20 protein-coding genes are annotated in these 23,530 nt (G+C 70.9%); 9 read left to right on the forward strand and 11 right to left on the reverse strand.

The window, feature by feature from the left end; all coding sequences use genetic code 11:
- The first annotated feature begins 31 nt into the window (after window positions 1–31).
- The 4 genes from ACIA73_RS10535 to ACIA73_RS10550 all read left to right on the forward strand — a co-directional run bounded on the left by ACIA73_RS10535 (window position 32) and on the right by ACIA73_RS10550 (window position 5,731).
- Entirely contained in the window at window positions 32–343 is a 312-nt protein-coding gene (locus ACIA73_RS10535; protein WP_399438058.1) for a YtxH domain-containing protein, read from the forward strand.
- A gap of 65 nt (window positions 344–408) precedes the next feature.
- Window positions 409–1,854: an FGGY family carbohydrate kinase gene (locus tag ACIA73_RS10540; RefSeq protein WP_399437954.1), complete on the forward strand. Its 1,446-nt coding sequence runs from the start codon at window positions 409–411 to the stop codon at window positions 1,852–1,854.
- Window positions 1,855–2,066: 212 nt separating this feature from the next.
- The gene (locus ACIA73_RS10545; RefSeq protein WP_399437955.1) at window positions 2,067–3,800 is read left to right on the forward strand and encodes an ABC transporter ATP-binding protein; all 1,734 of its coding nucleotides are present in this window, start codon (window positions 2,067–2,069) and stop codon (window positions 3,798–3,800) included.
- The gene (locus ACIA73_RS10550) at window positions 3,797–5,731 is read left to right on the forward strand and encodes an ABC transporter ATP-binding protein (RefSeq protein WP_399437956.1); all 1,935 of its coding nucleotides are present in this window, start codon (window positions 3,797–3,799) and stop codon (window positions 5,729–5,731) included. The genes ACIA73_RS10545 and ACIA73_RS10550 overlap by 4 nt, the downstream gene beginning before the upstream one ends.
- Window positions 5,732–5,844: 113 nt before the next feature.
- On the opposite strand, the gene ACIA73_RS10555 is transcribed toward ACIA73_RS10550, so the two are convergent.
- The 3 genes from ACIA73_RS10555 to ACIA73_RS10565 all read right to left on the reverse strand — a co-directional run bounded on the left by ACIA73_RS10555 (window position 5,845) and on the right by ACIA73_RS10565 (window position 10,454).
- Window positions 5,845–6,984, reverse strand: a complete 1,140-nt coding sequence (locus ACIA73_RS10555; RefSeq protein WP_399438060.1) for an RNA polymerase sigma factor — start codon at window positions 6,982–6,984, stop codon at window positions 5,845–5,847.
- A 198-nt stretch (window positions 6,985–7,182) separates the two neighbouring features.
- The gene (dnaG, locus tag ACIA73_RS10560) at window positions 7,183–9,099 is read right to left on the reverse strand and encodes a DNA primase (RefSeq protein ID WP_399437957.1); all 1,917 of its coding nucleotides are present in this window, start codon (window positions 9,097–9,099) and stop codon (window positions 7,183–7,185) included.
- A 74-nt stretch (window positions 9,100–9,173) separates the two neighbouring features.
- Window positions 9,174–10,454, reverse strand: a complete 1,281-nt coding sequence (locus ACIA73_RS10565; protein ID WP_399437958.1) for an NAD(P)/FAD-dependent oxidoreductase — start codon at window positions 10,452–10,454, stop codon at window positions 9,174–9,176.
- A 476-nt stretch (window positions 10,455–10,930) separates the two neighbouring features.
- Between ACIA73_RS10565 and ACIA73_RS10570 the strand changes: the two genes are divergently transcribed.
- Window positions 10,931–11,959 carry an ArsR/SmtB family transcription factor gene (locus ACIA73_RS10570; RefSeq protein ID WP_399437959.1) on the forward strand — a complete coding sequence of 343 codons (1,029 nt, stop codon included), beginning with the start codon at window positions 10,931–10,933 and terminating at the stop codon, window positions 11,957–11,959.
- A 29-nt stretch (window positions 11,960–11,988) separates the two neighbouring features.
- On the opposite strand, the gene ACIA73_RS10575 is transcribed toward ACIA73_RS10570, so the two are convergent.
- The 5 genes from ACIA73_RS10575 to ACIA73_RS10595 all read right to left on the reverse strand — a co-directional run bounded on the left by ACIA73_RS10575 (window position 11,989) and on the right by ACIA73_RS10595 (window position 15,053).
- Window positions 11,989–13,272, reverse strand: coding sequence for a deoxyguanosinetriphosphate triphosphohydrolase (locus ACIA73_RS10575; RefSeq protein WP_399437960.1), 1,284 nt, complete (start codon window positions 13,270–13,272; stop codon window positions 11,989–11,991).
- Between the two features lie 54 nt (window positions 13,273–13,326).
- A complete protein-coding gene (locus ACIA73_RS10580) occupies window positions 13,327–13,575 on the reverse strand; it encodes a hypothetical protein (protein ID WP_399437961.1) in 249 nt (82 codons plus the stop codon).
- A 52-nt stretch (window positions 13,576–13,627) separates the two neighbouring features.
- The gene (locus tag ACIA73_RS10585; RefSeq protein WP_399437962.1) at window positions 13,628–14,098 is read right to left on the reverse strand and encodes a GNAT family N-acetyltransferase; all 471 of its coding nucleotides are present in this window, start codon (window positions 14,096–14,098) and stop codon (window positions 13,628–13,630) included.
- A 131-nt stretch (window positions 14,099–14,229) separates the two neighbouring features.
- A complete protein-coding gene (locus ACIA73_RS10590) occupies window positions 14,230–14,583 on the reverse strand; it encodes a PRC-barrel domain containing protein (RefSeq protein ID WP_399437964.1) in 354 nt (117 codons plus the stop codon).
- Window positions 14,584–14,882: 299 nt separating this feature from the next.
- Window positions 14,883–15,053: a hydrophobic protein gene (locus tag ACIA73_RS10595; protein ID WP_399437965.1), complete on the reverse strand. Its 171-nt coding sequence runs from the start codon at window positions 15,051–15,053 to the stop codon at window positions 14,883–14,885.
- A gap of 218 nt (window positions 15,054–15,271) precedes the next feature.
- On the opposite strand from ACIA73_RS10595, the gene ACIA73_RS10600 reads away from it, so the two are divergent.
- Window positions 15,272–15,979: a vancomycin high temperature exclusion protein gene (locus tag ACIA73_RS10600; protein ID WP_399437966.1), complete on the forward strand. Its 708-nt coding sequence runs from the start codon at window positions 15,272–15,274 to the stop codon at window positions 15,977–15,979.
- Window positions 15,980–16,066: 87 nt separating this feature from the next.
- Window positions 16,067–16,831: a glucose 1-dehydrogenase gene (locus ACIA73_RS10605; RefSeq protein ID WP_399438061.1), complete on the forward strand. Its 765-nt coding sequence runs from the start codon at window positions 16,067–16,069 to the stop codon at window positions 16,829–16,831.
- Window positions 16,832–16,883: 52 nt separating this feature from the next.
- Here the strand turns inward: ACIA73_RS10605 and ACIA73_RS10610 are convergent, their stop codons facing one another.
- Window positions 16,884–17,228, reverse strand: coding sequence for an I78 family peptidase inhibitor (locus tag ACIA73_RS10610; protein ID WP_399437967.1), 345 nt, complete (start codon window positions 17,226–17,228; stop codon window positions 16,884–16,886).
- Window positions 17,229–17,481: 253 nt separating this feature from the next.
- Here ACIA73_RS10610 and ACIA73_RS10615 point away from each other — a divergent pair, with 253 nt between their 5' ends.
- Entirely contained in the window at window positions 17,482–18,288 is an 807-nt protein-coding gene (locus ACIA73_RS10615; protein ID WP_399437969.1) for a hypothetical protein, read from the forward strand.
- Window positions 18,285–19,559, forward strand: a complete 1,275-nt coding sequence (locus ACIA73_RS10620) for an ATP-binding protein (RefSeq protein ID WP_399437970.1) — start codon at window positions 18,285–18,287, stop codon at window positions 19,557–19,559. Before ACIA73_RS10615 ends, ACIA73_RS10620 begins: the two co-directional genes overlap by 4 nt.
- Before the next feature lie 256 nt (window positions 19,560–19,815).
- Here ACIA73_RS10620 and ACIA73_RS10625 read toward each other — a convergent pair whose 3' ends face one another.
- Together ACIA73_RS10625 and ACIA73_RS10630 are read right to left on the reverse strand one after the other, a co-directional pair.
- Window positions 19,816–21,783 carry an ABC transporter ATP-binding protein gene (locus ACIA73_RS10625; protein WP_399437971.1) on the reverse strand — a complete coding sequence of 656 codons (1,968 nt, stop codon included), beginning with the start codon at window positions 21,781–21,783 and terminating at the stop codon, window positions 19,816–19,818.
- On the reverse strand, window positions 21,780–23,519 hold the full coding sequence (locus ACIA73_RS10630; protein WP_399437973.1) for an ABC transporter ATP-binding protein: 1,740 nt from the start codon (window positions 23,517–23,519) through the stop codon (window positions 21,780–21,782). Before ACIA73_RS10630 ends, ACIA73_RS10625 begins: the two co-directional genes overlap by 4 nt.
- Window positions 23,520–23,530 lie beyond the last annotated feature (11 nt).

Below are 23,530 nucleotides of genomic sequence, written 5' to 3' on the forward strand. Positions count from 1 at the left end.
CCGACACCGTTGCAGGAGAAGGGTGGCAGCCATGCGCTACCGGCTCACGTTCGTCGCCGGACTGGCCCTGGGGTACGTGATCGGCACCCGGGCCGGGCGCGAGCGTTACGAGCAGATCAGGAAGTCCGCCCGGCGGATCGCGCAGAACCCGGCCGTGCGGAACACCGCGGAGTCGGCGGCGCAGAGTGGCCGCCAGTTCGCGGGCAAGGCGATGCACACCGTCACCGAGAAGGTGGGTGACAAGGTGGGCGGCCGGGTTCCGGACTCGGTGGCCCAGCGGGTGCGTTCGCTCCGGGAGCGCGGGCACGGCGGCGAGGACGACTGGGGTACCAGCAACACCTGACCCCCACGCCTCTGGTTTCACGGCTGCCGCATTCCACCTCGGTGGGGTGCGGCAGAATCGTGTGCATGGGCATAGTCGCGGGGTTGGACAGTTCCTCCGGTTACACACACGTTGTCGTCTGCGATGCGGACACGGGCGCCGTACTGCGCGAGGGGTACGCCCCGCATCCGGTCGAGGAGAAGTCCTCGGAGGCGGATCCGCAGGCGTGGCTGCTCTCGCTGGGCGAGGCCGCGGCGGACGGGCTGCTGGACGAGGTGGCCGCAATCGGGGTTTCCGCGCAGCAGCACGGCCTGGTCACGCTGGACGCCGGGGGCAATCAGGTGCGTCCGGCGCTGCTCGGCAACGACAAGCGGGCGCAGGTGGCGGCGGCCGACCTGGTGGAGGCACTCGGCGGCAAGCAGGCGTGGGCGGAGGCGGTCGGGGCGGTGCCCTCCGCGCCGCAGCCACTGGCCAAACTGGGCTGGCTGAAGCGGCACGAGCCACAGAACGCCCGCAGGATCGCTTCGGTGATGCAGCCGCACGACTGGCTGGTGTGGCAGTTGCTGGGCAGGCCCGCGCGCAGGACCACGGACCGGGGCGCCGCTTCGGGCACCGGGTACTGGTCGGCGGCCACCGGTTCCTACCGCCCTGACCTGGTGGAGCTGGCGCTGGGGCACCGGGCGGTGCTGCCGGAGGTGCTGGGTCCTTCGGACACGGCGGGAACGACACCTGAGGGATTGCTGATCTCCGCGGGTACGGGCGAGACGATGGCCGCCGCCTTCGGGCTCGGGGTCGCGGTCGGGGACGCGGTGGTGTCGCTGGGTGCCTCGGGTTCGGTGATGGCGGTGCACCACGAGGCGCTCGCGGACTCCAGCGGGATGATCACGTCGTTCGCCGACGCCACGGGCATGCATCTGCCGGTGGTGCACACGAGCAATGCGGTACGGGCGCTGCGGGGCACCGCGGAACTGCTGGGTGTGGACAGCCTCGAAGAACTGTCCGCGCTGGCGCTGAAATCGACGCCGGGCGCCTCCGGTCTCGTACTGCTGCCGTATCTGGAGGGTGAGCGCACGCCGTGGCTGCCGCACACCGCGGGCACCCTGTGCGGGCTCCGGCGGGAGTCGATGAAGCCGGAGCATCTGGCGCGGGCGGCGTTCGAGGGGATGCTGTGCTCGCTGGCGGACGCGATGGACGTGCTGCGGGCGCGCGGGGTGCAGGTGCGGCGGGTGTTCCTGCTGGGGGCGGCGGCCGAGCTGCCGGCCGTGCGGGCGATGGCGCCGATACTGCTCGGCACTCAGGTGGTCGTGCCGCAGCCCGCGCAGTACGCGGCGCTGGGCGCGGCCCGGCAGGCGGCGTGGGCGCTCGGGGTCGCGCAGGGCACGCTCTCGCCGCACGACCCGCCTGCCTGGCAGGGGGCGGTGGCGCAGGTGCTGGAGCCGGGCGAGGAGCTGCCCGTGGGCAATGCCGTACGGCAGCAGTACCGGGCGTCGCGGGACCAGATCCACCCGGAGGCCTTCGGTCCGGGGCAGTAGCAGGGTGGGAAGGGGGCGGCGGCCGGCCGGTTCGCGGAGGGGTGGGGTCCGGTTCTCCGGGGAGAGCGCTGGTGCGGTCTTGACCGGGGTTTGGGTTAATCCCTTGGGCGCGGGCGCGGTGGTTGACGGAGGATGGGGGCCGATCCCTGTCCTGCGCGACAACCGCCGCGGCAGCCGCCGCGACCCCGCCGCCGCCCGACGAAAGACCCCGTGTGCTTCTCAAGCTTCTGCGGGCCCATCTCGGCCCGTACAGGAAACCCATAGCCCTGCTGGTGGTGCTGCAACTGTTGCAGACCAGCGCCTCCCTCTATCTGCCCACCCTCAACGCGGACATCATCGACAAGGGTGTCGTGAAGGGGGACACGGGCTACATCCTCACCTTCGGCGCGCTCATGATCGGCGTCAGCCTGATCCAGGTGGTCTGCAACATCGGCGCCGTCTTCTACGGTGCCCGCACGGCCTCCGCCCTCGGGCGTGACATCCGGGCGGCGGTCTTCGGCCGGGTGCAGAGCTTCTCGGCGCGCGAGGTCGGGCAGTTCGGGGCACCGTCGCTGATCACCCGGACGACGAACGACGTCCAGCAGGTGCAGATGCTGGTCCTGATGAGCTTCACCCTGGTGGTGGCCGCGCCGATCATGTGCGTCGGCGGCATCATCATGGCGCTGGGACAGGACGTACCGCTGTCCGGAGTGCTGCTGGCGGTGGTGCCGGTGCTGGGCGTCGCGGTCTCGCTGATCATCCGGAAGATGCGTCCGCTGTTCCGGTCGATGCAGGAGCGTCTGGACAATGTGAACCGGGTGCTGCGCGAGCAGATCACCGGCAACCGGGTCATCCGCGCGTTCGTCAAGGACGACTACGAGAAGGCCCGCTTCCAGAAGGCCAACGAGGACCTCACCGAGGTGTCCCTGTCCACCGGCCGGCTGATGGCGCTGATGTTCCCGATCGTGATGACGGTCGTGAACGTCTCCAGCGTGGCGGTGGTCTGGTTCGGTGCGCACCGGATCGACAGCGGGGCCATGGAGATCGGTTCCCTGACCGCGTTCCTGGCGTATCTGATGCAGATCGTGATGTCCGTGATGATGGCCACCTTCATGTTCATGATGGTGCCGCGCGCGGAGGTGTGTGCCGAGCGGATCGAGGAGGTGCTGGGCACTCAGTCCAGTGTGGTGCCGCCGCTCGCCCCGGTCACCGAGCTGCGCAGGCACGGTCAACTGGAGCTGCGCAACGTCGAGTTCTGCTACCCGGGCGCCGAGGAGTCGGTGCTCAAGGAGATCCGGATCGAGGCCAGGCCCGGCGAGACGACGGCGATCATCGGGTCCACCGGCAGCGGGAAGTCGACACTGCTCGGGCTGATTCCGCGACTGTTCGACGCGACCGGCGGCGAGGTGCTGGTCGACGGTGTCGACGTCCGCACGCTGGATCCCGTACTGCTCGCGCGGACCGTTTCGCTGGTGCCGCAGAAGCCGTACCTCTTCTCCGGGACCGTCGCGAGCAATTTGCGATACGGAAATCCGGACGCGACGGACGCGGAACTGTGGCACGCGCTGGAGACGGCGCAGGCCAGGGATTTCGTGGAGCGGCTGGAAGGCGGGCTCGACGCCCCGATCTCGCAGGGCGGCACCAATGTGTCGGGCGGGCAGCGGCAGCGGCTCTCGATCGCGCGGACGCTGGTGCAGCGGCCCGAGATCTACCTCTTCGACGACTCGTTCTCGGCGCTGGACTACGCCACGGACGCGGCGCTGCGGGCGGCGCTGGGCCGGGAGACGGCCGAGGCGACGGTGCTGATCGTCGCCCAGCGGGTGTCGACGATCCGGGACGCGGACCGCATCGTCGTACTCGACGAGGGAAGGGTCGTGGGCACCGGGCACCACCGCGAACTGATGGAGACCAATGAGACCTACCGGGAGATCGTGCTCTCCCAGCTGACGGAGGCTGAGGCGGCATGAGCGGGCCCGGTGGACGGATGATGGGACCCCCGGTCGAGAAATCGGCCGACTTCAAGGGGTCGGCGAAGCGGTTGGTGCACCAACTGGCGCCGGAGAAGGCCACGTTGTGGGTGCTGTTCGTGGCTCTGGTATGCAGCGTGGCACTGTCGGTGATCGGGCCGAAGATCCTCGGTTCGGCGACCGACCTGCTGTTCGGCGGGATAGTCGGACGGGAGATGCCGGCCGGCCAGACGAAGGAACAGGCGATCGAACGCCTGCGGGCCGGGGGCGAGGGCGGGTTCGCCGACATGCTTTCCGGGGTGGACTTCACTCCGGGGCAGGGAATCGACTTCACGGCGATCGGGCACGTCCTGCTGATCGTGCTCGGCGTGTACGTCGGCGCCGGGCTGCTGATGCTGGTCTCGACGCGGCTGGTGAACCTGGCGGTCAACCGGACGGTGTACCGGATGCGCCAGGACGTGCAGGCGAAGCTCTCCCGCCTCCCGCTGTCGTACTTCGACCGGGCCAAGCGGGGTGAGGTCCTCTCGCGCACCACCAACGACATCGACAACATCGGCCAGACCATGCAGCAGACCATGGGTCAGCTCATCAACTCGGTGCTGACCGTGGTGGGCGTGCTGGTCATCATGTTCTGGATCTCGCCGCTGCTCGCGGTGGTCGCGCTGATCACGGTGCCGCTGTCGGTGGTGGTGGCGGCGAAGGTCGGCAAGCGGTCGCAGCCGCAGTTCGTGCAGCAGTGGAAGACGACCGGCACCCTCAACGCGCACATCGAGGAGATGTACACCGGTCACTCACTGGTGAAGGTCTTCGGCCGGCAGGACGAGTCCGCGGCGGCCTTCAAGGAGCAGAACGACAAGCTCTACGAGGCGTCCTTCAGGGCGCAGTTCAACAGCGGCATCATGCAGCCGCTGATGATGTGCGTCTCCAACCTGAACTACGTGCTGGTGGCGGTCGTGGGCGGCTTGCGGGTCGCGTCCGGCACGCTGTCGATCGGTGACGTCCAGGCGTTCATCCAGTACTCGCGGCAGTTCTCGATGCCGCTGACGCAGATCGCGTCGATGGCGAACCTGGTCCAGTCGGCGGTCGCGTCCGCCGAGCGGGTCTTCGAACTCCTCGACGCCCAGGAGCAGGAGCCGGACGCGGCGACCGCGGAGCTGCCGGTGACGGACCCCGATGTGCCGCGCGGCGCGGTCGAGTTCGAGAGCGTCTCCTTCCGCTACGAGGAGGACAAGCCGCTGATCGAGGACCTGTCGCTGCGGGTCTCCCCCGCGCAGACGGTGGCGATCGTCGGGCCGACGGGTGCGGGCAAGACGACCCTGGTGAACCTGCTGATGCGGTTCTACGAGGTCACCGGCGGCCGGATCACCGTGGACGGGGCGGACATCGCGAAGATGTCGCGCGAGGAGCTGCGTTCCGGGGTCGGGATGGTGCTGCAGGACACCTGGCTGTTCGGCGGGACGATCGCGGAGAACATCGCGTACGGGGCGAGCGGGGAGGTGACGCGGGAGGAGGTCGAGGCCGCTGCCCGGGCCGCCCATGCCGACCGTTTCGTACGGACGCTGCCCGACGGGTACGACACGGTGATCGACGACGACGGGGCGGGGGTCAGCGCGGGTGAGAAGCAGCTGATCACCATCGCGCGGGCGTTCCTGTCGGACCCGGTGATCCTGATCCTCGACGAGGCGACGAGCTCGGTCGACACCAGGACCGAGGTGCTGATCCAGAAGGCGATGGCGCGGTTGGCGCACGGGCGTACATCGTTCGTGATCGCGCACCGGCTTTCGACGATCCGGGACGCCGATGTCATTCTGGTGATGGAGAGCGGGTCGATCGTGGAGCAGGGGACGCACGGGGAGTTGTTGGGGGCCCAGGGGGCTTATGCGCGGTTGTACGCGGCGCAGTTTGCTCAGGCGGTGGTGGAGGTGGAGTAGGGGGTACGGGGGCGCAGGTGGGCCGGGGCGGGTGGGGTGCGACTCCGTCGGGGGCCGCCCCCTTGCCCGCCCGTTCCGCCCCGGGGGCGGGTTGCCAGGAGTGAGAGGGCGCTTCAGTCCAGGTAGCCGCGGAGTTGGTCGGCGAAGGCGTGGTCGCGGAGTTTGTTGAGCGTCTTGGACTCGATCTGCCGGATGCGTTCGCGGGTGACACCGAAGATGCGGCCGATCTCCTCAAGGGTGCGGGGGCGGCCGTCGGCGAGGCCGTAGCGGAGCTGGACGACCTTGCGTTCTCGCTCGCCGAGCGTGGAGAGCACCACCTCCAGGTGCTCCCGGAGCAGCAGGAACGCCGCCGACTCCACCGGCGACGTCGCGTCCCCGTCCTCGATCAGGTCACCGAGGGCCACGTCGTCCTCCTCCCCCACCGGTGCGTGCAGGGAGACGGGCTCCTGGGCGAGGCGGAGGACTTCGCCGACGCGTTCGGGGGTGAGGTCGAGCTGGGCGGCGACCTCGTCGTGGGTGGGTTCGCTGCCGCGTTCCTGGAGCATGCGGCGCTGGACGCGGACGACGCGGTTGATGAGTTCGACGACGTGGACCGGGACGCGGATGGTGCGGGCCTGGTCGGCCAGCGCGCGGGACATGGCCTGGCGGATCCACCAGGTGGCGTACGTCGAGAACTTGTAGCCGCGGGCGTAGTCGAACTTCTCGACGGCACGGATCAGGCCGAGATTGCCCTCCTGGACCAGGTCGAGCATGGTCAGGCCACGGCCGACGTACCGTTTCGCCACGGAGACGACGAGGCGGAGGTTGGCTTCGATGAGGCGGCGTTTCGCCATGCGGCCCCGAACCACCAACTTGTCGAGGTCCAGGGCGAGTTGGGAGTCGAGATCGTCGTAGCGGGCGAGTTTCTCCTCGGCGAAGAGGCCGGCTTCGACGCTGCGGGCCAGCTCCACTTCCTCCGCTGCGGTGAGGAGGGGGATGCGGCCGATCTCCCGTAAGTACTGGCGGAAGAGGTCCGAGGAGGGGCCGGCGGAATCGGCGGCCCGGAGCGGGCGCTTGGGCGGGTCGGGCCGCTCGTACTGCTGGCCCGCTTCTTCCACCGGGTCCTCGGCGGGGTCGGGGGCCTCGGCAGTCTCCACTGCCTCCGGGGCCTCGGCCGTCGCTGTTGCTTGTGGGTGGTGCTCGGCGCGGCTCTGTGCGGGTACGGCCGCGACCGGATCGGTCAGGGTCTGGGTCTGCACGGGGGCGACCTCCAGGGTGAACGCTGCCGGGTCGGGGCCTCAGGCACCGCAACCAGTGTGGGGTGCGACACATGGCCGCCGCGAGGGGCGTGCGTTGACTTTCTGAGTCCGGTCCGTAACCGGGCGGTTACCCGGGTGAGGGGCGGGCGCGGTGCGGCCCCCTCCCGGACGGGCACGTGTTGCGGGAGGAGGCCTGGCGGGGAGAGGTCCCCGCTAGAGGGCCGCGGCTCCGTGGTTGCGGAGGGACTGGGCGTACTGCTGGAGGACCCAGAGCTCGTTCTGGACGGCGGCCAGGGCGGCCGGGTCACCGTTGCTGCCCGCGCGGGCGAGGGAGCCCTGGACTTCCAGGATGCGGCGGTCGACGGCGCGCAGCCTGACCTGGACGAGCTGGACGCCGGCGTAGATCTCGTCGACGGACTTGGCGTGGATGGCTTCGACGGCCAGTTCGGTGACCATGGCTCTGACCTGGTCGTTGACGGCGGACTCGCGGACCCGGGCAAGGTATTCGGCGGCGGCCTGGGCCCCCTGCTCGGCGCCGCCCGCCTCCTCGATGGTCTGCCGGACGGTCGCATAGGGAGGCGCGGTGAACTCGTCGGCGCCGTAGGCGTCGAAGGCGGGAGAGACCAGGTCGGGGCGCTGGAGGGCGAGCTTGAGGAGCTCGCGCTCGGTGCGGTGGACGGGGCTGCGGAGGTTGAGGGCGGGGCCCGCGACGACGGGGGCGGGTGCGCCGGTGGCCCCGGCGTCGTAACCCTGCCTGCCGCCACGCGCGCCCTGCTGCGGACCGCCCCGCCCGCCCTTGTCCTTGGCCCAGCGGGCGAGCTGACCGATCCGCTTGACCACGAACTGGGTGTCCAGGATGCCGAGCATGCCCGCGAGCTGGACGGCGACCTCGTGCTGCGAGGCGCTGTTCTTGATCCGGGCGACGACCGGGCCCGCCTCGTCGAGGGCGGCGGCCCGCCCCGCCGGGGTCTCCAGGTCGTAGCGGGCGACGATCTGGCGCAGCGCGAACTCGAAGAGCGGGGTGCGCGGCTGGGTGAGGTCGGCGACCGCCTCGTCGCCCTTGGCCAGGCGCAGGTCGCAGGGGTCCATGCCGTCGGGGGCGATCGCGATGTAGGTCTCGGCGGCGAACTTCTGGTCGTCCTCGAAGGCACGCAGGGCGGCCTTCTGGCCTGCGGCGTCGCCGTCGAAGGTGAAGATCACGCGGGCCGAGCCGTTGTCCATCAGGAGGCGGCGGAGGATCTTGATGTGGTCGGTGCCGAAGGCGGTGCCGCAGGTCGCGATGGCCGTCGTCACACCGGCCAGGTGGCAGGCCATGACGTCGGTGTAACCCTCGACGACGACGGCCCTGCTGACCTTGGCGATCTCCTTCTTGGCCAGGTCGATTCCGTACAGGACCTGGGACTTCTTGTAGATCGGGGTCTCGGGTGTGTTGAGGTACTTGGGCCCGTTGTCGTCGTCGCGGAGCTTGCGGGCGCCGAAGCCGACGACCTCGCCGCCGATGTCGCGGATCGGCCACATCAGGCGGCCGCGGAAGCGGTCGATGGGGCTGCGGCGGGACTCCTGGGCGAGGCCGGAGGTGAGGAGTTCCTTGTCGGTGAAGCCCTTGCCGCGGAGGTAGCGGGTGAGGTGGTCCCAGCCGGCCGGGCTGTAGCCGACGCCGAAGTGGGCGGCGGCGCCCTGGTCGAAGCCGCGCTCGGCGAGGAACTTGCGGCCGATCTCCGCCTCGGGACTCTCCAGCTGCTGGATGTAGAAGTCGGCGGCGGCCTTGTGCGCCTCGACCAGGCGGGTGCGCTCGCCGCGCTGGGTGGAGGGGTTGTAGCCGCCCTCCTCGTACCGCAGGGTGATGCCCGCCTGTGCGGCGAGCCGCTCGACCGTCTCCGAGAAGGTGAGGTGGTCGATCTTCATCACGAAGGCGATCGTGTCGCCGCCCTCCTGGCAGCCGAAGCAGTGGAAGAGACCCTTGCTCGGACTGACCTGGAAGGAGGGCGACTTCTCGTCGTGGAAGGGGCAGAGGCCCTTGAGGTTGCCGCCGCCCGCGCTCCGGAGCTGAAGGTATTCGGACACGACGGCGTCGATCGGGAGCGCCTCCCGGACCGCCTTCACGTCGTCGTCATTGATCCTGCCTGCCACGCGTGAAGTGTACGGGGAGGCTCGGACACTCCGGCCTCCCCGGTCACTTGATCACGCGGCGGAACGGCTGCCGATCATGGGGTGACCAGCGACTCCAGCGGTACCGAGGGGTCGGCGAGGGCGTGCTGGTCGACCCGGCCGCCGCTGCGGATGAGCTGCTTGATGTGGTCGGTGACGTCCCACACGTTGACGTTCATCCCGGCCAGCACCCGCCCGTCCTTCAGCCAGAAGGCGAGGAACTGCCGCTTCCCCGCGTCCCCCCGGACCACGACCTGGTCGTACGTCCCGGGCGGCGCCCAGCCGGTGTACTCCAGGCCCAGGTCGTACTGGTCGGAGAAGAAGTAGGGGATGCGGTCGTACGGTGCGCCGAGCCCGAGCATCGACCTGGCGGCGGCCGGTCCGCCGTTGAGGGCGTTCGCCCAGTGCTCGACGCGCAGCCGCTGCCCGTGGAGGGGCGAGCCCGGCAGGTGCAGGGGTACGGCGGCGACGTCGCCGGCGGCGTAGATGTCGGGGTCGCTGGTACGCAGCCGGGAGTCGACGGCGATGCCACCGCCGTGGGCGCGGTCGACCAGGTCGAGGCCGCTGGATTCGGCGAGGACGGTGCGGGGGGCCGCGCCGATGGCGGCGAGGACGTCGTGGGCGAGGTGTTCCTCGCCGTCGTCCGTCCGGGCGGCGAGCACCATGCCGTCCTGGCCGATGATCTCGGTGAGGCGGGCGCCGAAGTGGAAGCGGACGCCGCGCTCGGCGTGCAGGTCGGTGAAGAGCTGGCCGAGTTCGGGGCCGAGCACGTTGTGCAGGGGGGTGGGCTCGGCTTCGACGAGGGTGACCTCGGCGCCGTAGCCGCGGGCGGCGGCGGCGATCTCCAGGCCGATCCAGCCCGCTCCGGCGATGACCAGATGCCCGTTGTCGCGGCCGAGGGTGGCGAGGACTCCGCGCAGCCGCTCGGCGTGCGCGAGGCGGCGCAGGTGGTGGACGCCGGCCAGTCCGGTGCCGGGGATGTCCAGCCGGCGGGGCTCGGAGCCGGTGGCGAGGAGGAGTTTGTCGTAGCGGATGAGGGTGCTGTCGCCGAGCCGGACGGTCCTGGCCTCGCGGTCGAGGTGGTCGACGGTCTGGCCGAGGTGCAGCTCGACGTCATGGGTGGCGTACCAGCCGGTGTCCTGGACGAAGACGCTGTCGCGGTCGTCCTTGCCCGCGAGGAAGCCCTTGGAGAGGGGTGGGCGTTCGTAGGGGTGGTCACGTTCGTCGCCGATCAGGATCACCCGGCCGGTGAATCCCTCCGAACGAAGGGTTTCGGCCGCTTTCGCCCCGGCCAGCCCTCCGCCGACGATCACGAACGTCTGATCTGCGTCGACCACTTGATGCCTCCACCACTGTGCCCTGTGCTACCGCCGCGCTGCTCCGGCGCGCTGTCTCCGGGCGGCGTGCGCGCGGTGTCCGCGGGTACGCCGCCCCAAATGAGCGTCCCGCACGGAGGGGAATGACGAAAGAGGGGGGTAGGGCGTGGGGGCCGAGGAGCGTCGTCGCAGCGGGGCAGTGGCCCCACGCTGTCCGGGCAGTGGCCCCGTGCCGTCAGGGCGAGGGCCCTGAGCCGTCCGGGCAGTGGCCCCGTGCCGTTCGGCCCTGCGCCCGGGCGGATGGCCGCGGACGTCTCCCCCGCCGGACCCTCCGCGGCCATCGCCACCCCAGGGTCGTGGTCATGTGTGCGACTGGCGGGGCTTTCGTGCACAAAGCAAAGGGAACGTCCCCCTCCGGTGAACGGTCGTTACGCTCGTAGAAGCGCCGGGGAGGCGTGGGACACGGGACGGCGGGGAAGAAGGGGGCCGATGCGCGCGTGCTTCGCATCCACTTCGCCGCCGAGGACCTGAACCGGCTGCGGATCGCCGCCCACCCGGACCCCCTGTGGGAACTCGTGCACGCCCTGCATCTCCTGCACAACCGGCAGGCCGCGCTGGTCTTCGCCCCCTGGCGGCAGGAGGTCCGCGAGGCGGTCGCCCGCGAGGAGCTCACCGCCACGGTGGCCGCGCTGGGCAGGCTGTGCCCGTGGGCGGCGTACTTCCCCGACTTCCTGACCCCGGGCCGGGGCACCGTCGATCTGGAGACCGGTATCGATCAGGTGCTCTCCACGCCCATGCGGCGGCTGAACGCCGAACTGGGGCAGCTGTTCGCCGGGGCGGGGGCGCCGGTTCCGGCGGTGGCGCGGCGGCTCGCGGAGGGGGACCCCCGGACGCTGCTGCGTCTGGGGGAGGCGCTGCGGCGGTTCTACGCGGTGGCGGTGGCCCCCTACTCGCGGGAGATCCGGGCGGCGGTCGCGGCGGACCGGCCGGTGCGTGCGGAGGCGGCGCTGGAAGGTGGCGCGGACGGGCTGCTCTCCAGCTATCAGCCGGAGCTGACCTGGCGGGAGGACGGCAGGCTGCTGGAGGCCGGGTATCCGATGGAACGCGAACTCGTTCTGGGCGGAAGGTCGTTGACGCTGATTCCGTCCTTCTTCTGTGTACGTCGCCCGGTGGCGCTGGCGGACCCCGGCCTGCCGCCGGTGCTGGTGCACCCGCTGACCCCGGAGCCCGGCTGGCTGATGCGCTCCCGGGCCCTCAGGGACGGGGAACCGGCGGCCGCGCTGCCGGTGGCCCAGCTGATCGGGCACACCCGGGCCGCGGTCCTTGACGTACTGGACCGCCCGATGACCACCTCCCAGCTGGGATCGGCTCTGCGGCTGGCGCTGTCCACGGCCAGCCGGCACGCGACGGTGCTGCGCGAGGCGGGTCTGGTGGCCTCCCACCGGCGCGGCTCGGCGGTGGTGCACCGCAGAACCGGCCTGGGCGACGCCCTGCTCGACGGGGACATGGGAGGCACGGGGTTCTGAGAGCCGGTGTCCGCGACGCACGACCCGCTTCAGCGCCGGGTCGTGAGGCGTGAGTGCAGGGAGCGGGCCGAGGAGTCCGTGAGGGCGGCGATCTGGTCCACCAGGACGCGCTTGCGGGCGCGGTCGTCGGTGGCCGCGTCGAAGAGGGCACGGAACTGGGGGTCCAGGCCCTCCCCCGGTGCCCGCAGGGTCAGCGCCTCAGCCAGTTCGGCGATCACGATGCGCTGGTCGGCGCGGAGGCGTTCCTGCTCGTCGCGCTGCATGACATAGCGGTCGGCGACCGCCTTGAGGACCGCGCACTCGTTGCGCGTCTCGCGCCCGACGACCAGCTCCGCCGCGTACCGGGTGAGCCGTCCGCTGCCGTACGCGGCCCTGGTCGCACTCTCCGCGGCGAGGCAGAACCGGCCGATGAGCTGGCTGGTGGCGTCCTTGAGGCGGGCCTGGGCCAGAGCGGAGCCGTCGTAGCCGTGCGGCCACCACTCCTGTTCCGTCAACCGGTCGAGGGCTTCGGCCAGTTCGGCGGGGTCGGTGTCCTCGGGGACGTAACGGCCTATGGCCACCCGGTAGATCTCGGCCCGTTCCGGTTCGGCGAGGAGGAGGCCCGGGTCGATGTGGCCGGCGTGCAGGCCGTCCTCGAAGTCGTGCACGGAGTAGGCGACGTCGTCGGACCAGTCCATCACCTGGGCCTCGAAGCACTTGCGGAGGCCGGGGGCACCCTCGCGCGCCCACCGGAAGACCGGGAGGTCGTCCTCGTACACCCCGAACTTCACCGAGTCGGGGTCGGTGGGGTGACCGCCGCGCGCCCAGGGGTACTTGGTGGCGGCGTCCAGGGCGGCTCTGGTGAGGTTGAGGCCGACGCTGACCAGCTCGCCGGTGGCCTCGCTGCGGACGAAACGCTTGGGTTCGAGGCGGGTGAGCAGTCGCAGCGACTGGGCGTTGCCCTCGAAGCCGCCGGCGTCCTTGGCGAAGTCGTTGAGAGCCTGCTCGCCGTTGTGGCCGAAGGGCGGGTGGCCCATGTCGTGCGAGAGGCAGGCCGCTTCGACCAGGTCGGGGTCGCAGCCCAGGGCGGCGCCCAGTTCGCGGCCGACCTGCGCGCACTCCAGGGAGTGGGTGAGCCGGGTGCGGGGGCTCGAATCCCACACCTGACTGCGTGAACCGGGCGTCACCACCTGGGTCTTGCCCGCCAGGCGGCGCAGCGCGGCGGAGTGCAGCACCCGGGCGCGGTCGCGCTGGAACGCGGTCCTGCCGGGCCGTTTGTCGGGCTCGGCGTCCCAGCGCTGCGTCGCGGCCGAGTCGTATGCGGTGCTTTCCATACGCATGACCGTAACCGCAAGCACTGACAGTCACCCTCGTCCGCCGCTCGCAGGTCAGGCGGGTGCGGGCGACGACGGTGCGCCGCGGGGCCCCTCGGCGCGCGGCCGGTCGGCCCGCCGCCCGTCGCGCCGCCACCGCTCCAGCCGGGAGCCCTCAAGCCGGGGGCCCTCGCGCCGGGAGCCGTCCGGCGAGATCCGGCCGAGCTGGGTGGAGAGCTGGGCGGTGATACGGGTGAGGAGTTCGGCGGTGCTGTCGAGGGGCAGGGAGTCGGTCTCGCGCGGTAAGGACGGTTCTGTCGTCATGTTCCGGATCCTCCCGGGCGTACGTTGCGGCCGGATTGCGCGGGAGTGACGTCTACTGCCGCTGCGCCCCGTCCAGTTTCCTGAAGAAGTACACGTCCTCGTGCCCGCCGGGTACGCCGGGCTGACGGCCGACCTCCTCGTACCCCAGTCCCCGGTAGAAGTCCGGCGCCTGGAAGGTGTAGGAGGACACCGTCATGCGGTCCCCGCCGCGCCGCAGGACCTCCGCCTCGGCGGCGCGCATCAGCCTGCTGCCCCACCCCTCGTGCCGGGCGTCCTCGCGGACCCAGAGCATGTGGATGGCGCCGAGTCCGCCCCAGGTGTATCCGGTGAGTCCGCCCCAGGTGTATCCGGTGAGTCCGCCGACGAGTTCTCCGGCGGCGTCGGTGGCCCGTACCGACAGTTCCTTCTCGTCGTACGCGCCGGTGGCGGCGCTGTTGAAGGCGGTGAGTTCCCTGTCGAGCCGGTCGGTGAGTTCCTCGTCGTCCTCGCCCACCCGGAGCGTGGCATTCCCGTCGGTCGTCATGCGGGGAGTATGCCGGGCCACGGCGCGGGGACTCCAGTGGAAAAGGGGTCCCCGGCCAACGGGGCCGGCCGGAGTGATTCCCGGTCGGCCCCGCGGGGTCCTGGGCCCGTGGCCGGGCCGCACGCACTGCGTCAGATACGACGGTGCTTGCCGTAGTAGCCGCCGATCTGCTCGTGGTAGCCCGGGTCGCCGATGTGCTTCTCCTTGTCGAACTCGGGCGCGTCCTTGATCTGGTCCTTCGTCAGGCCGACGTAGATCTTCTTGTCGGCGGTGTCGATGCGCTCGACCGTGCCGGCCGGCAGCAGGACGTGCTTGCCGAAGATCCAGACGCCGGTGTCGACGACGAGGTAGGCGGAGCCCACCTCGTCGGAGTGCTTGTCGACCTTGCCGATGCTGCCGTCGGTGGCTTCGACCTTGAATCCGGCCAGGCTGGTGCCGGACTGGTAGCCGGTGGTCGGCTGGTAGCCCCAGATGTTCTCGCTCATGAATAGCTCCTTCATCGTCGGCAGTGGAACTTCTGCGTTCGGGCGGTGCGCCCGGACAGTGCGTTCAATCGGGGGGAATCATCCGCTCGATAGCCTGCGGAATTCCCTGCCGCCGGTCGAGTGCCCCGACTCGCATCGCCTACACGGGCCGGGCCACTTCGACCGGAATTCATCCCACAGCCATCCGCCGCCCACCCTCCGCCCTCGCGCGCACAGCGCAAATGCGGGTGACCCGGACGATTTTCCGTCCGGGCCACCCGCATTCACCGCAGTACTACGCCTCCACTGTCACACCTCGCCTACCAGCGATACCAGCGGCCACGGCGGCCCCCGCTGCCACCGGACCGGGCAACGAATCCGAGCAGCCAAAGCACCAGTACGGCAATTGCTATCCACCAGAGAATTTTGACTGCGAATCCGGCACCGAAAAGGATGAGGATCAGCAGCAGTACGAGAAGCAGGGGAACCATAGTTATCAACCTCCAGGCAGACGTGTGCCCCGGGGAATCCATGGCATGCGCCCGCAATTCACGCGAGTTTTATCTCGGTCCGACAACGCCCGGAGGGGACCGTTCCGAGCCCCGCGCCGGGTCTCCGGCCGCACCTCGCGGGTGGTGCGCGGAACTATCGCGCCCGCCCGGGCGTCGACAAGGCAGAGAGATCGGCACGTACCACCGGGGGGAATGTCATGCGGCTCTGGCGCATCGAGGTGAAGCGGCCCAGGCTGCCTGCTCCGCCCTCGGGAAGGCGCGGCAGACGGCGCCTCGTCCAGGCCGTGATGGCGGGGTGCGTGCTGGCACTGCTGCCTTCGACCTGGACGTACGCCGCGACCGGCGGCCGGATCGGGGACGTGGACCGGGCACCGGAGCGGGAGGTGGCGATCGTCTTCGGGGCGGGACTGTGGCGGGGCGAGCCGACCCCGTACCTGGCGCGACGGCTGGACGCGGCGGCGGAGCTGTACCGGACGGGCAAGGTCCGCGTGGTGCTGGTGACCGGGGACAACGGACGCGAGGAGTACGACGAACCGGACGCGATGCGTGGCTATCTGGTGCGCCACGGGGTGCCGGACAAGCACATCGTGAGCGACTACGCCGGGTTCGACACCTGGGACTCCTGTGTGCGGGCCAAGCAGATCTTCGGCGTCGAGAGGGCGGTACTGATCAGCCAGGGCTTCCACATACGGCGGGCCGTCGCCCTGTGCGATGCGGCGGGGGTGGACGGCTTCGGGGTCGGCGTCGACGACGAGCACGACGTGACCTGGTACTACGGCGGCGCCCGGGAGATGTTCGCCGCCGGAAAGGCCGCGCTGGACGCCACGTTCAAGCCGGATCCGCACTTTCTCGGTGAGCGGGAAAAGGGTGTGACGGAGGCGTTGGCAGACGGGCCGGGGCGCTGACACACTGACCGCCGTCCGATTGAGGTATGCCGGATAGGCATACGAGCGGGAGGCGGGTGGGTTCAAGTGGCCGGTACGGACAGGGCTTTGGGCGCGCTGGACGGGAAGGTCGTACTGGTCACCGGGGGCTCCCGGGGGCTGGGGGCGGCCACCGCGCGGGCCGTGGTGGCCGGCGGCGGGCGGGTCGTCATCGGTGACGTACGCGAGGAGGAAGGGGAGCGCCTGGCAGCGGAGTTGGGGGATGCGGCGGCCCGCTTCCGGGTGCACGACGTGACCGGCGAGGAGAGCTGGGCGGAGGTGGTGGCCTTCACGGTCGGTGCGTTCGGCCGGCTGGACGCTCTGGTCAACAACGCCGGTATCTCCAGCGGGGAGTTGCTCGCGGACGCCGATGTGGCGCGCTTCAGGGCGATCGTCGAGGTGAACCTGGTGGGGGTCTTCCTCGGGATGCGGACCGTGGTGCCGGTGATGCGGGAGGGCGGCGGCGGCTCGATCGTCAACATCTCGTCCGCCGCCGGGCTCACCGGAATGGCGCGGACGGCCGGGTACGGGGCGTCCAAGTGGGGTGTGCGCGGGCTGTCCAAGATCGGGGCGGTGGAACTGGCCGAGGCGCGGATCCGGGTCAACTCGGTGCACCCGGGGATGACCTACACCGCCATGACGGCCCATGTGGGCATCGAGGTCGGGGACGGCAAGTACCCCTCCGCCCCCATGGGGCGGGTGGGGGTACCGGACGAGATCGCGGCGGCCGTGGCCTTCCTGCTGTCGGATGCGGCCGGCTATGTGACGGGGGCGGAACTGGCCGTGGACGGGGGGTGGACGGCGGGGCTGGTGCCGGGGAGGGGTGAGGGGTGAGGGAGGCGGCGCGCGGGCGGCCAGGGGGTGGTGAGGTGCGGGGCCGTGAGGTTCAGCCGAAGTTGACGCGGGTGATGACGCCGGCGTCGTCGAGGTAGATGTTGAGGCGGTCCGGGTTGTACTCCTGGGTGACGAAGGAGCCGGGGGTGATGACGCGGTACGGCTTCGGGATGTCGCGTTCGTGGACCAGGCGGTCGGCGGGGGTGCCGGTGGGGGGCTTTTCGCCGTTGCGGACCAGGGTTTTGCCCACCCACTGGGCGTAGTCGGGGGCGAGGGACACGGGGGCGTGCGGCTCGGCGGCGAGGGATTCGGTGGCGTGGGACTTGCCGGTGGGGGCGAAGAAGGTGGCGGCGAGGGCGGCGGCGGTGACGAGAGTTTTGAGGTGGGAGCTGTGCATGGGGGGCAGGTTCCTATTGGGGGCGGCCAACTTCCAAACTGGTTACACCCGTTCGGGTGGGGTGGGTGGGGGTCTGTTCGATTGGGAGGGTGCGTCGGTGGGGTGAGTCGAGGGTCTGGGGGGGCGGGCTGCGGTAATGGGGGTGGGGGGTCGCAGGGTGGTTGTTACAGAATGTCTCGGTTGCCGTGATGTGTAGTAGTTAGGGTCGAGGGACCACCCGGTCCCGTACACCAGCTCTTCAGGCGGCACCCCCATGCACCCCCGTACGCGTACCCGCAGGTCGAACGTCATGGTGGCGGTCGGGCTGCTCGGCGCCGTCACCGCGTGTGGCGCGCCCTCCGGTCTCGGCAAGGGGGAGCCCGCCCCCGCGGCCAGTGCCCAGCCGGTGCCCGCGACACTGTGGCCCGCCTGGTCGCCAAAGTCGTCCTCTCCCTCGGACGCCGTGTCCGACCCCGAGCTGCAGCCCACACCGGAACCGCTGGCGGGCGCTCCCGTCGTACCCGCCGGCGGATTCGCCTCGATGGATCAGCTGGCTGTGCTGCGCGCCGACCCGCGCATGAAGCGCCTGACCCGGCACGGGGTCGTCGAGAAGCCGGGGCAGCCCGGTGTCCGCCCGGCCGTACTGCGGGACCTGACCGGCGACAGGCGCCCCGAACTGATCAGTGCGGTGGACCTGGAGAGCGGGCGGGTGCTGATGGCGGTGTACACGGTGCGCGAAGGGAAGGTCGTGCCGATCCTCCACACCAGCGGCGTACGCCCGGTCATCGAGTCCGTCGGCGTGGACCTGGTGGTGCGCAGCTCCGCGACCGACGGCGGCGAGCAGTCCGTTCGCTACCGCTGGGACGGCCACCGGATGATCACCGTCAGCGAGGTCCGCAGCTACCGGAACGAGGTCCGGCACAACGGCGACGGCACCCCCGGCATCGCGACCAACCCGGACGCCCCCTCCCAGGAGCCCGGCACCCCCAGGACGGGCACCCCCCGCCCCGTGCCGTCACCCCCGCAGCCGCCCCCCGGGCCCTCCCAGGACCGGCCCGCCTCCCCCGGACCCACCCGGTGATCCGCCGGATCCGCAGCTTCTTCGCCGGGCTCAGCCTCCGCTGGAAGATCGCCGCACTGCCCGCCCTCGGGGCCGCCCTGGTCGCGCTCGCCATCGGCGGGCTGATCCATCAGGCCCGTACCTCCCAGGTCGCCGAGACCGCCGGGGAGTCCGCGATCGCCGAGCTCTACCGGGTACGGCAGCTGTACGAGCTGACCGGGCACGTGGACCCCGCGGACACCGGGTCCGCGCTGGACTCCGCCGACCTTCCGGCGCCGCTGGCCGCCGATGCCGGGGCCGGGCGGCGCAACACCTATCTCGACATGTCGGGGGACCACCCCGCCGTATGGGCGGCCCGGCCGATCGGCTCCCACGTGCTGTCGGTACGGCTGCCGCTGAACGCCCAGCGCGACGACATCCACGAACTCGACCGCACGCTGGTCGGCTGGGGTCTGCTGGTGGTCGCGCTCACCGCGCTGGGCGGGGCCGCACTGGCGTCCCGGCTGAGCCGCGAGCTGCGGAAGGCGGCGGCCACCGCGCGCCGGATCAGTGGCGGTGACCTGGACGCGCGGATCGCGCGGCGGCCGGGGCAGCCACAGGATTCGGGGGACGAGGTGGCTGAGCTGGCCGCCGCCCTCAACACCATGGCCGCGTCGCTCCAGCGGCGGATCGAGGCCGAGCAGCGGTTCACCGCGGATGTGGCCCACGAGCTGCGGACGCCGCTGACCGGGTTGCAGACCGCGGCCGAGCTGTTGCCGCCGGGGCGGCCGACGGAACTGGTGCGGGACCGGGTGGCCGCCCTGCGCATCCTGACCGAGGACCTGCTGGAGGTGGCCCGGCTGGACGCGGGGGCGGAGGTTCCGGATCTGGCCGTGCATCCGCTGGGTGCGCTGGTGGAGCGGATGGCGGAGCGGCTGGGGTGCGAGGTGGTGCTGCCGGAGACCGGCACGGAGGTGACGACGGATGTGCGGCGGCTGGAGCGGATCGTCACCAATCTGGTCGTCAACGCGCGGCGGCACGGGGGCGATCCGGTGGAGGTGCGGGTCGAGGGGGCTCGGATCGTGGTCCGTGACCATGGGCCGGGGTTTCCCGAGGAGGTGCTGCGGGACGGTCCGCAGAGGTTCCGGACGGGGGCTCAGGAGCGGGGGCAGGGGACGGGGCTGGGGCTGACGATCGCGTTCGGGCAGGCGAGGGCGATGGGGGCGCTGGTGGAGTTGTCCAATGAGGGGGAGGGGGGCGCGGTGGCGGTGGTGACGTTGCCGGGGGCGAAGCAGGGCCCGGTAGCCCGGTAGCCCGGTAGCCCGGTAGCCCGGTAGCCCGGTAGCCCGGTAGCCCGGTAGCCCGGTAGCCCGGTAGCCCGGTAGCCCGGTAGCCCCCTTGGGCGGCGGGGCCGCCCCCGGGGGCGGAACGGGCGGGCAAGGGGGCGGCCCCCGACGGAGTCGCACCCCACCCGCCCCGGCCCGTCCCGACCCCGTACCCAAGGGGAAAGGGCAACGGCCCCGCCGCCCAAGGGGGCTGACGGGGCGGGCGACCTGGGCCGTGAGTGGGTCAGACCGCGGCAGCGAACTGGGCGGCGTGAAGGCGGGCGTAGCTGCCGCCGATGTGAAGGAGTTCCTGGTGGGAGCCCTGCTCGACGATGCGGCCCGCCTCCATGACCAGGATGACGTCCGCGTCACGGATGGTGGAGAGGCGGTGCGCGATGACGAAGGAGGTCCGGCCGTGCCGCAGTGAGTTCATCGCGCGCTGGATGAGGACCTCGGTGCGGGTGTCGACCGAGCTGGTGGCCTCGTCCAGGACCAGGATGGACGGCTGGACGAGGAAGGCCCGGGCGATGGTGATGAGTTGCTTCTCGCCGGCGCTGAGGTTGCCGCCCTCCTCGTCGATGACGGTGTCGTAGCCGTCGGGCAGGGTGCGGATGAACCGGTCGGCGTACGTCGCCATCGCCGCCTCCACGATCCGTGCCCGCGACACGTCGCCCCGCACCCCGTACGCGATGTTGTCGGCGATCGTCCCGCCGAACAGCCAGGTGTCCTGGAGGACCATGCCGGTCGCCGCCCGCAGTTCCTCCCTGGAGAGGGTGGCGATGTCGGTGCCGTCGAGGGTGATGCGTCCGCCGGTGACCTCGTAGAACCGCATCAGCAGATTGACCAGGGTGGTCTTGCCCGCGCCGGTGGGGCCGACGATGGCGACGGTCTGGCCGGGGGCGACCTGGAGGGTCAGGTCCTCGATGAGGGGTTTACCGGCCTCGTAGCGGAAGGCGACGTTCTCGAACGCGACCCGGCCGGTGACCCTTTCCCGGCGGGTGCGGGCCGGGGGCTCAGGGGACTCCTCCTGCGCGTCCAGCAGGTCGAAGACACGCTCGGCCGAAGCGACCCCGGACTGGAGGAGGTTGGCCATCGCGGCGACCTGGGTGATGGGCCCGTTGAACTCGTACGAGTACTGGACGAAAGCCTGGATCTCGCCGATCGACAGCGACCCGGAGGCCACCCGCAGACCGCCGACGACCGCGATCAGGACGTAGTTGAGGTTGCCGACGAAGGACATCGCGGGCTGCATGATCCCGGAGATGAACTGGGCCCTGAAGCTGGCCCCGTGCAGCTCGGCGTTGTGCGCCTCGAAGGTGGCGATGGCCTCCTTCTTGCGGCCGAAGACCTTCACCAGGGCGTGCCCGGTGTACATCTCCTCGATGTGCCCGTTGAGCCGGCCGGTCACCGCCCACTGCTTCACGAACTCCGGCTGGGCGCGCTTGCCGATGACGTACGCCCCGTAGAGCGAGAGCGGCACGGTGGCCAGCGTGACCAGCGCCATCAGTGGCGAGATCCAGAACATCATCGCCAGCACACCGACCAGGGTGAGCAGGGCGCGGACCATCTGGCTGGAGGCCTGCTGCATGGTCTGGGTGATGTTGTCGATGTCGTTGGTGGTGCGGGAGAGGACCTCGCCGCGCGGCTGGCGGTCGAAGTAGGAGAGGGGCAGCCGGGCGAGCTTGGTCTCGGCACGTTCCCGCAGCCGGTAGCCGAGCCGCTGGACGACGGCCATGGCGATCCGCGCCTGGATCCAGGTGAAGAGGGCGCCGCCGGCGGTGAGGGCGAGGGCGAGCAGCAGTACCCGGGCGACCGCGTCGAAGTCGATTCCGGCGGGGCTCTTGGCGCCCGTCACCACCAGGTCGGTGGCGTCGCCCAGGATCTTGGGGGTGACCACCGCCAGGGCGACCGCGAGGACACCGGCGGTGAGGACGGCCGCCATCAGGTGCTTTTCGGGGGCGGTCATCCTGAGCAGTCGCAGCCCGGAGCGGCGGAAGTCGAGGGACCGCTCCAGCGGCGGACTGCCGACCACACCGGGACCGCGCTGCGGCGGCGGCCCCTGCCGGGCGGGGACCGCCTTGCGCCCGGCCCCCTTGCCCCCAAGCTCCTTGCCCTCGGCCCCCTTGCTGCCGGATTCCTTGTTCCCGGCCCTCCTTCCCGCGGCGTGCTTTCCCTCCGGTGCCTCCTCGCTGTTCTCCATGGTGATGCTCATGCCGCTTCCTCCTCGGTCAGCTGGGAGAGGACGATCTCCCGGTAGGTCTGGTTGTCCCGCATGAGCTCGTCGTGGGTGCCGGTGCCGACGACCCGGCCCTCGTCGAGGACCACGATGTTCTCGGCACTGCGGATGGTGGAGACGCGCTGGGCGACGATCACCACGGTGGCGTCCGCGGTCTCCTCCGCCAGGGCTGACCGCAGCGCCGCGTCGGTGGCGTAGTCGAGCGCGGAGAAGGAGTCGTCGAAGAGGTAGATGCCGGGGCGGGTCACCAACACCCGCGCGATGGCGAGGCGTTGGCGCTGGCCGCCGGAGAGGTTGGTGCCGCCCTGGGAGACGGGGGCGTCCAGCCCTTCGTCGAGTGCTTCGACGAAGTCGCTGGCCTGGGCGACCTCCAGGGCGTGCCAGAGCTCGGCGTCGGTCGCCTCCGGATTGCCGTACCGCAGGTTGGAGGCAACGGTTCCGGAGAAGAGGTACGGCTTCTGCGGTACGAGGCCGACGGTGCGCGACAGCAGCACCGGCTCCACTTCCCGTACGTCCACTCCGCCGACCAGGACCTGCCCGCCGGTGGTGTCGAAGAGGCGTGGGATCAGATGGAGCAGGGTGGTCTTGCCGCTGCCGGTGGAGCCGATGACCGCGGTGGTACGTCCGGGACGCGCGTCCAGGGTGACTCCGCCCAGCACCGGCTCCTCCGCCCCCGGATAGCTGAAGTCAACCCCCCGCAGCGACAGTTGACCCCGTCCGTGGAGCCGGGCTACCGGCGCGAGGGGCTCGGCCACACTCGGCTCGGTGTCGAGGACCTCCTTGATCCGCTCCGCGCTGACCGCGGCGCGGGGCAGCTGCATCATCATGAACGCGGTCATCATCACCGCCATCAGGATCTGCATCAGATAGCCGAGGAACGCGATCAGCGAGCCGACCTGAAGGGTGCCCGAGTCGATGCGCTGTCCCCCGACCCAGATGACGGCGATGGTGGCCAGTTCCCACACCAGGAGGATGGTCGGCATCATCAGCGCCATCAGCCGGCCGGTGCGCAGCGAGACTCGCATCAGGTCGGCGTTGGCGTCGGCGAACCGCTCCTGCTCGTGCTTGTCGCGGACGAAGGCGCGGATGACCCGGATGCCGGTGATCTGCTCGCGCAGGACCCGGTTGACGGCGTCGATGCGCTTCTGCATCCCACGGATCAGCCGCGGCATCCGCCGGATGATCAGCCCGACCGCCCCGCCGAGCAGCGGCACGAAGACCAGCATCAGCAGTGCCAGGGGGACGTCCTGGGAGAGCGCCATCGCGATCCCGCCGACGCACATCAGCGGGGCCGCCACCAGCATGGTCAGCGCGAGCACGGTGAGCATCTGCACCTGCTGGACGTCATTGGTGGTGCGGGTGATCAGCGAGGAGGCGCCGAACCTGCCGACCTCCCGCACCGAGAAGTCCTGCACCCGGGAGAACACGGCGGACCGCAGGTCTCGCCCCACCCCCATCGCGACGCGCGCCCCGAAGAAGACGGCCGCGCCGGCGGCGAGGACCTGGAGGAGCGTGACGGCGATCATGACGCCGCCGGAGGACAGGACGTAACCGGTGTCACCGGTGAGGACGCCCCGGTTGATGATGTCGGCGTTGAGGGTGGGGAGGTAGAGGGTCGCGGCGATCTGGGCCAGTTGCAGGGCCACGACCAGCGCGAGGGTGCGTCGGTAAGGGTGCAGGTGGACGCGGAGCAGCGCGGGGAGTGCGGACATGGTGGGTACCG

The sequence above is a fragment of the Streptomyces sp. NPDC051561 genome, assembly GCF_044454195.1.
In the GTDB taxonomy this organism is placed as follows: Bacteria; Actinomycetota; Actinomycetes; order Streptomycetales; family Streptomycetaceae; genus Streptomyces.

What these genes read in the sequence shown, in the direction of transcription:
- ACIA73_RS10595 (WP_399437965.1), bottom strand. Translation starts at nt 15,053, where the DNA reads ATGGTTCCCCTGCTTCTCGTACTGCTGCTGATCCTCATCCTTTTCGGT.
- ACIA73_RS10575 (WP_399437960.1), bottom strand. Translation starts at nt 13,272, where the DNA reads ATGGAAAGCACCGCATACGACTCGGCCGCGACGCAGCGCTGGGACGCC.
- ACIA73_RS10590 (WP_399437964.1), bottom strand. Translation starts at nt 14,583, where the DNA reads ATGAGCGAGAACATCTGGGGCTACCAGCCGACCACCGGCTACCAGTCC.
- ACIA73_RS10600 (WP_399437966.1), top strand. Translation starts at nt 15,272, where the DNA reads ATGCGGCTCTGGCGCATCGAGGTGAAGCGGCCCAGGCTGCCTGCTCCG.
- ACIA73_RS10610 (WP_399437967.1), bottom strand. Translation starts at nt 17,228, where the DNA reads ATGCACAGCTCCCACCTCAAAACTCTCGTCACCGCCGCCGCCCTCGCC.
- ACIA73_RS10540 (WP_399437954.1), top strand. Translation starts at nt 409, where the DNA reads ATGGGCATAGTCGCGGGGTTGGACAGTTCCTCCGGTTACACACACGTT.
- ACIA73_RS10535 (WP_399438058.1), top strand. Translation starts at nt 32, where the DNA reads ATGCGCTACCGGCTCACGTTCGTCGCCGGACTGGCCCTGGGGTACGTG.
- ACIA73_RS10585 (WP_399437962.1), bottom strand. Translation starts at nt 14,098, where the DNA reads ATGACGACCGACGGGAATGCCACGCTCCGGGTGGGCGAGGACGACGAG.
- ACIA73_RS10630 (WP_399437973.1), bottom strand. Translation starts at nt 23,519, where the DNA reads ATGTCCGCACTCCCCGCGCTGCTCCGCGTCCACCTGCACCCTTACCGA.
- ACIA73_RS10580 (WP_399437961.1), bottom strand. Translation starts at nt 13,575, where the DNA reads ATGACGACAGAACCGTCCTTACCGCGCGAGACCGACTCCCTGCCCCTC.
- ACIA73_RS10625 (WP_399437971.1), bottom strand. Translation starts at nt 21,783, where the DNA reads ATGAGCATCACCATGGAGAACAGCGAGGAGGCACCGGAGGGAAAGCAC.
- ACIA73_RS10615 (WP_399437969.1), top strand. Translation starts at nt 17,482, where the DNA reads ATGCACCCCCGTACGCGTACCCGCAGGTCGAACGTCATGGTGGCGGTC.
- ACIA73_RS10550 (WP_399437956.1), top strand. Translation starts at nt 3,797, where the DNA reads ATGAGCGGGCCCGGTGGACGGATGATGGGACCCCCGGTCGAGAAATCG.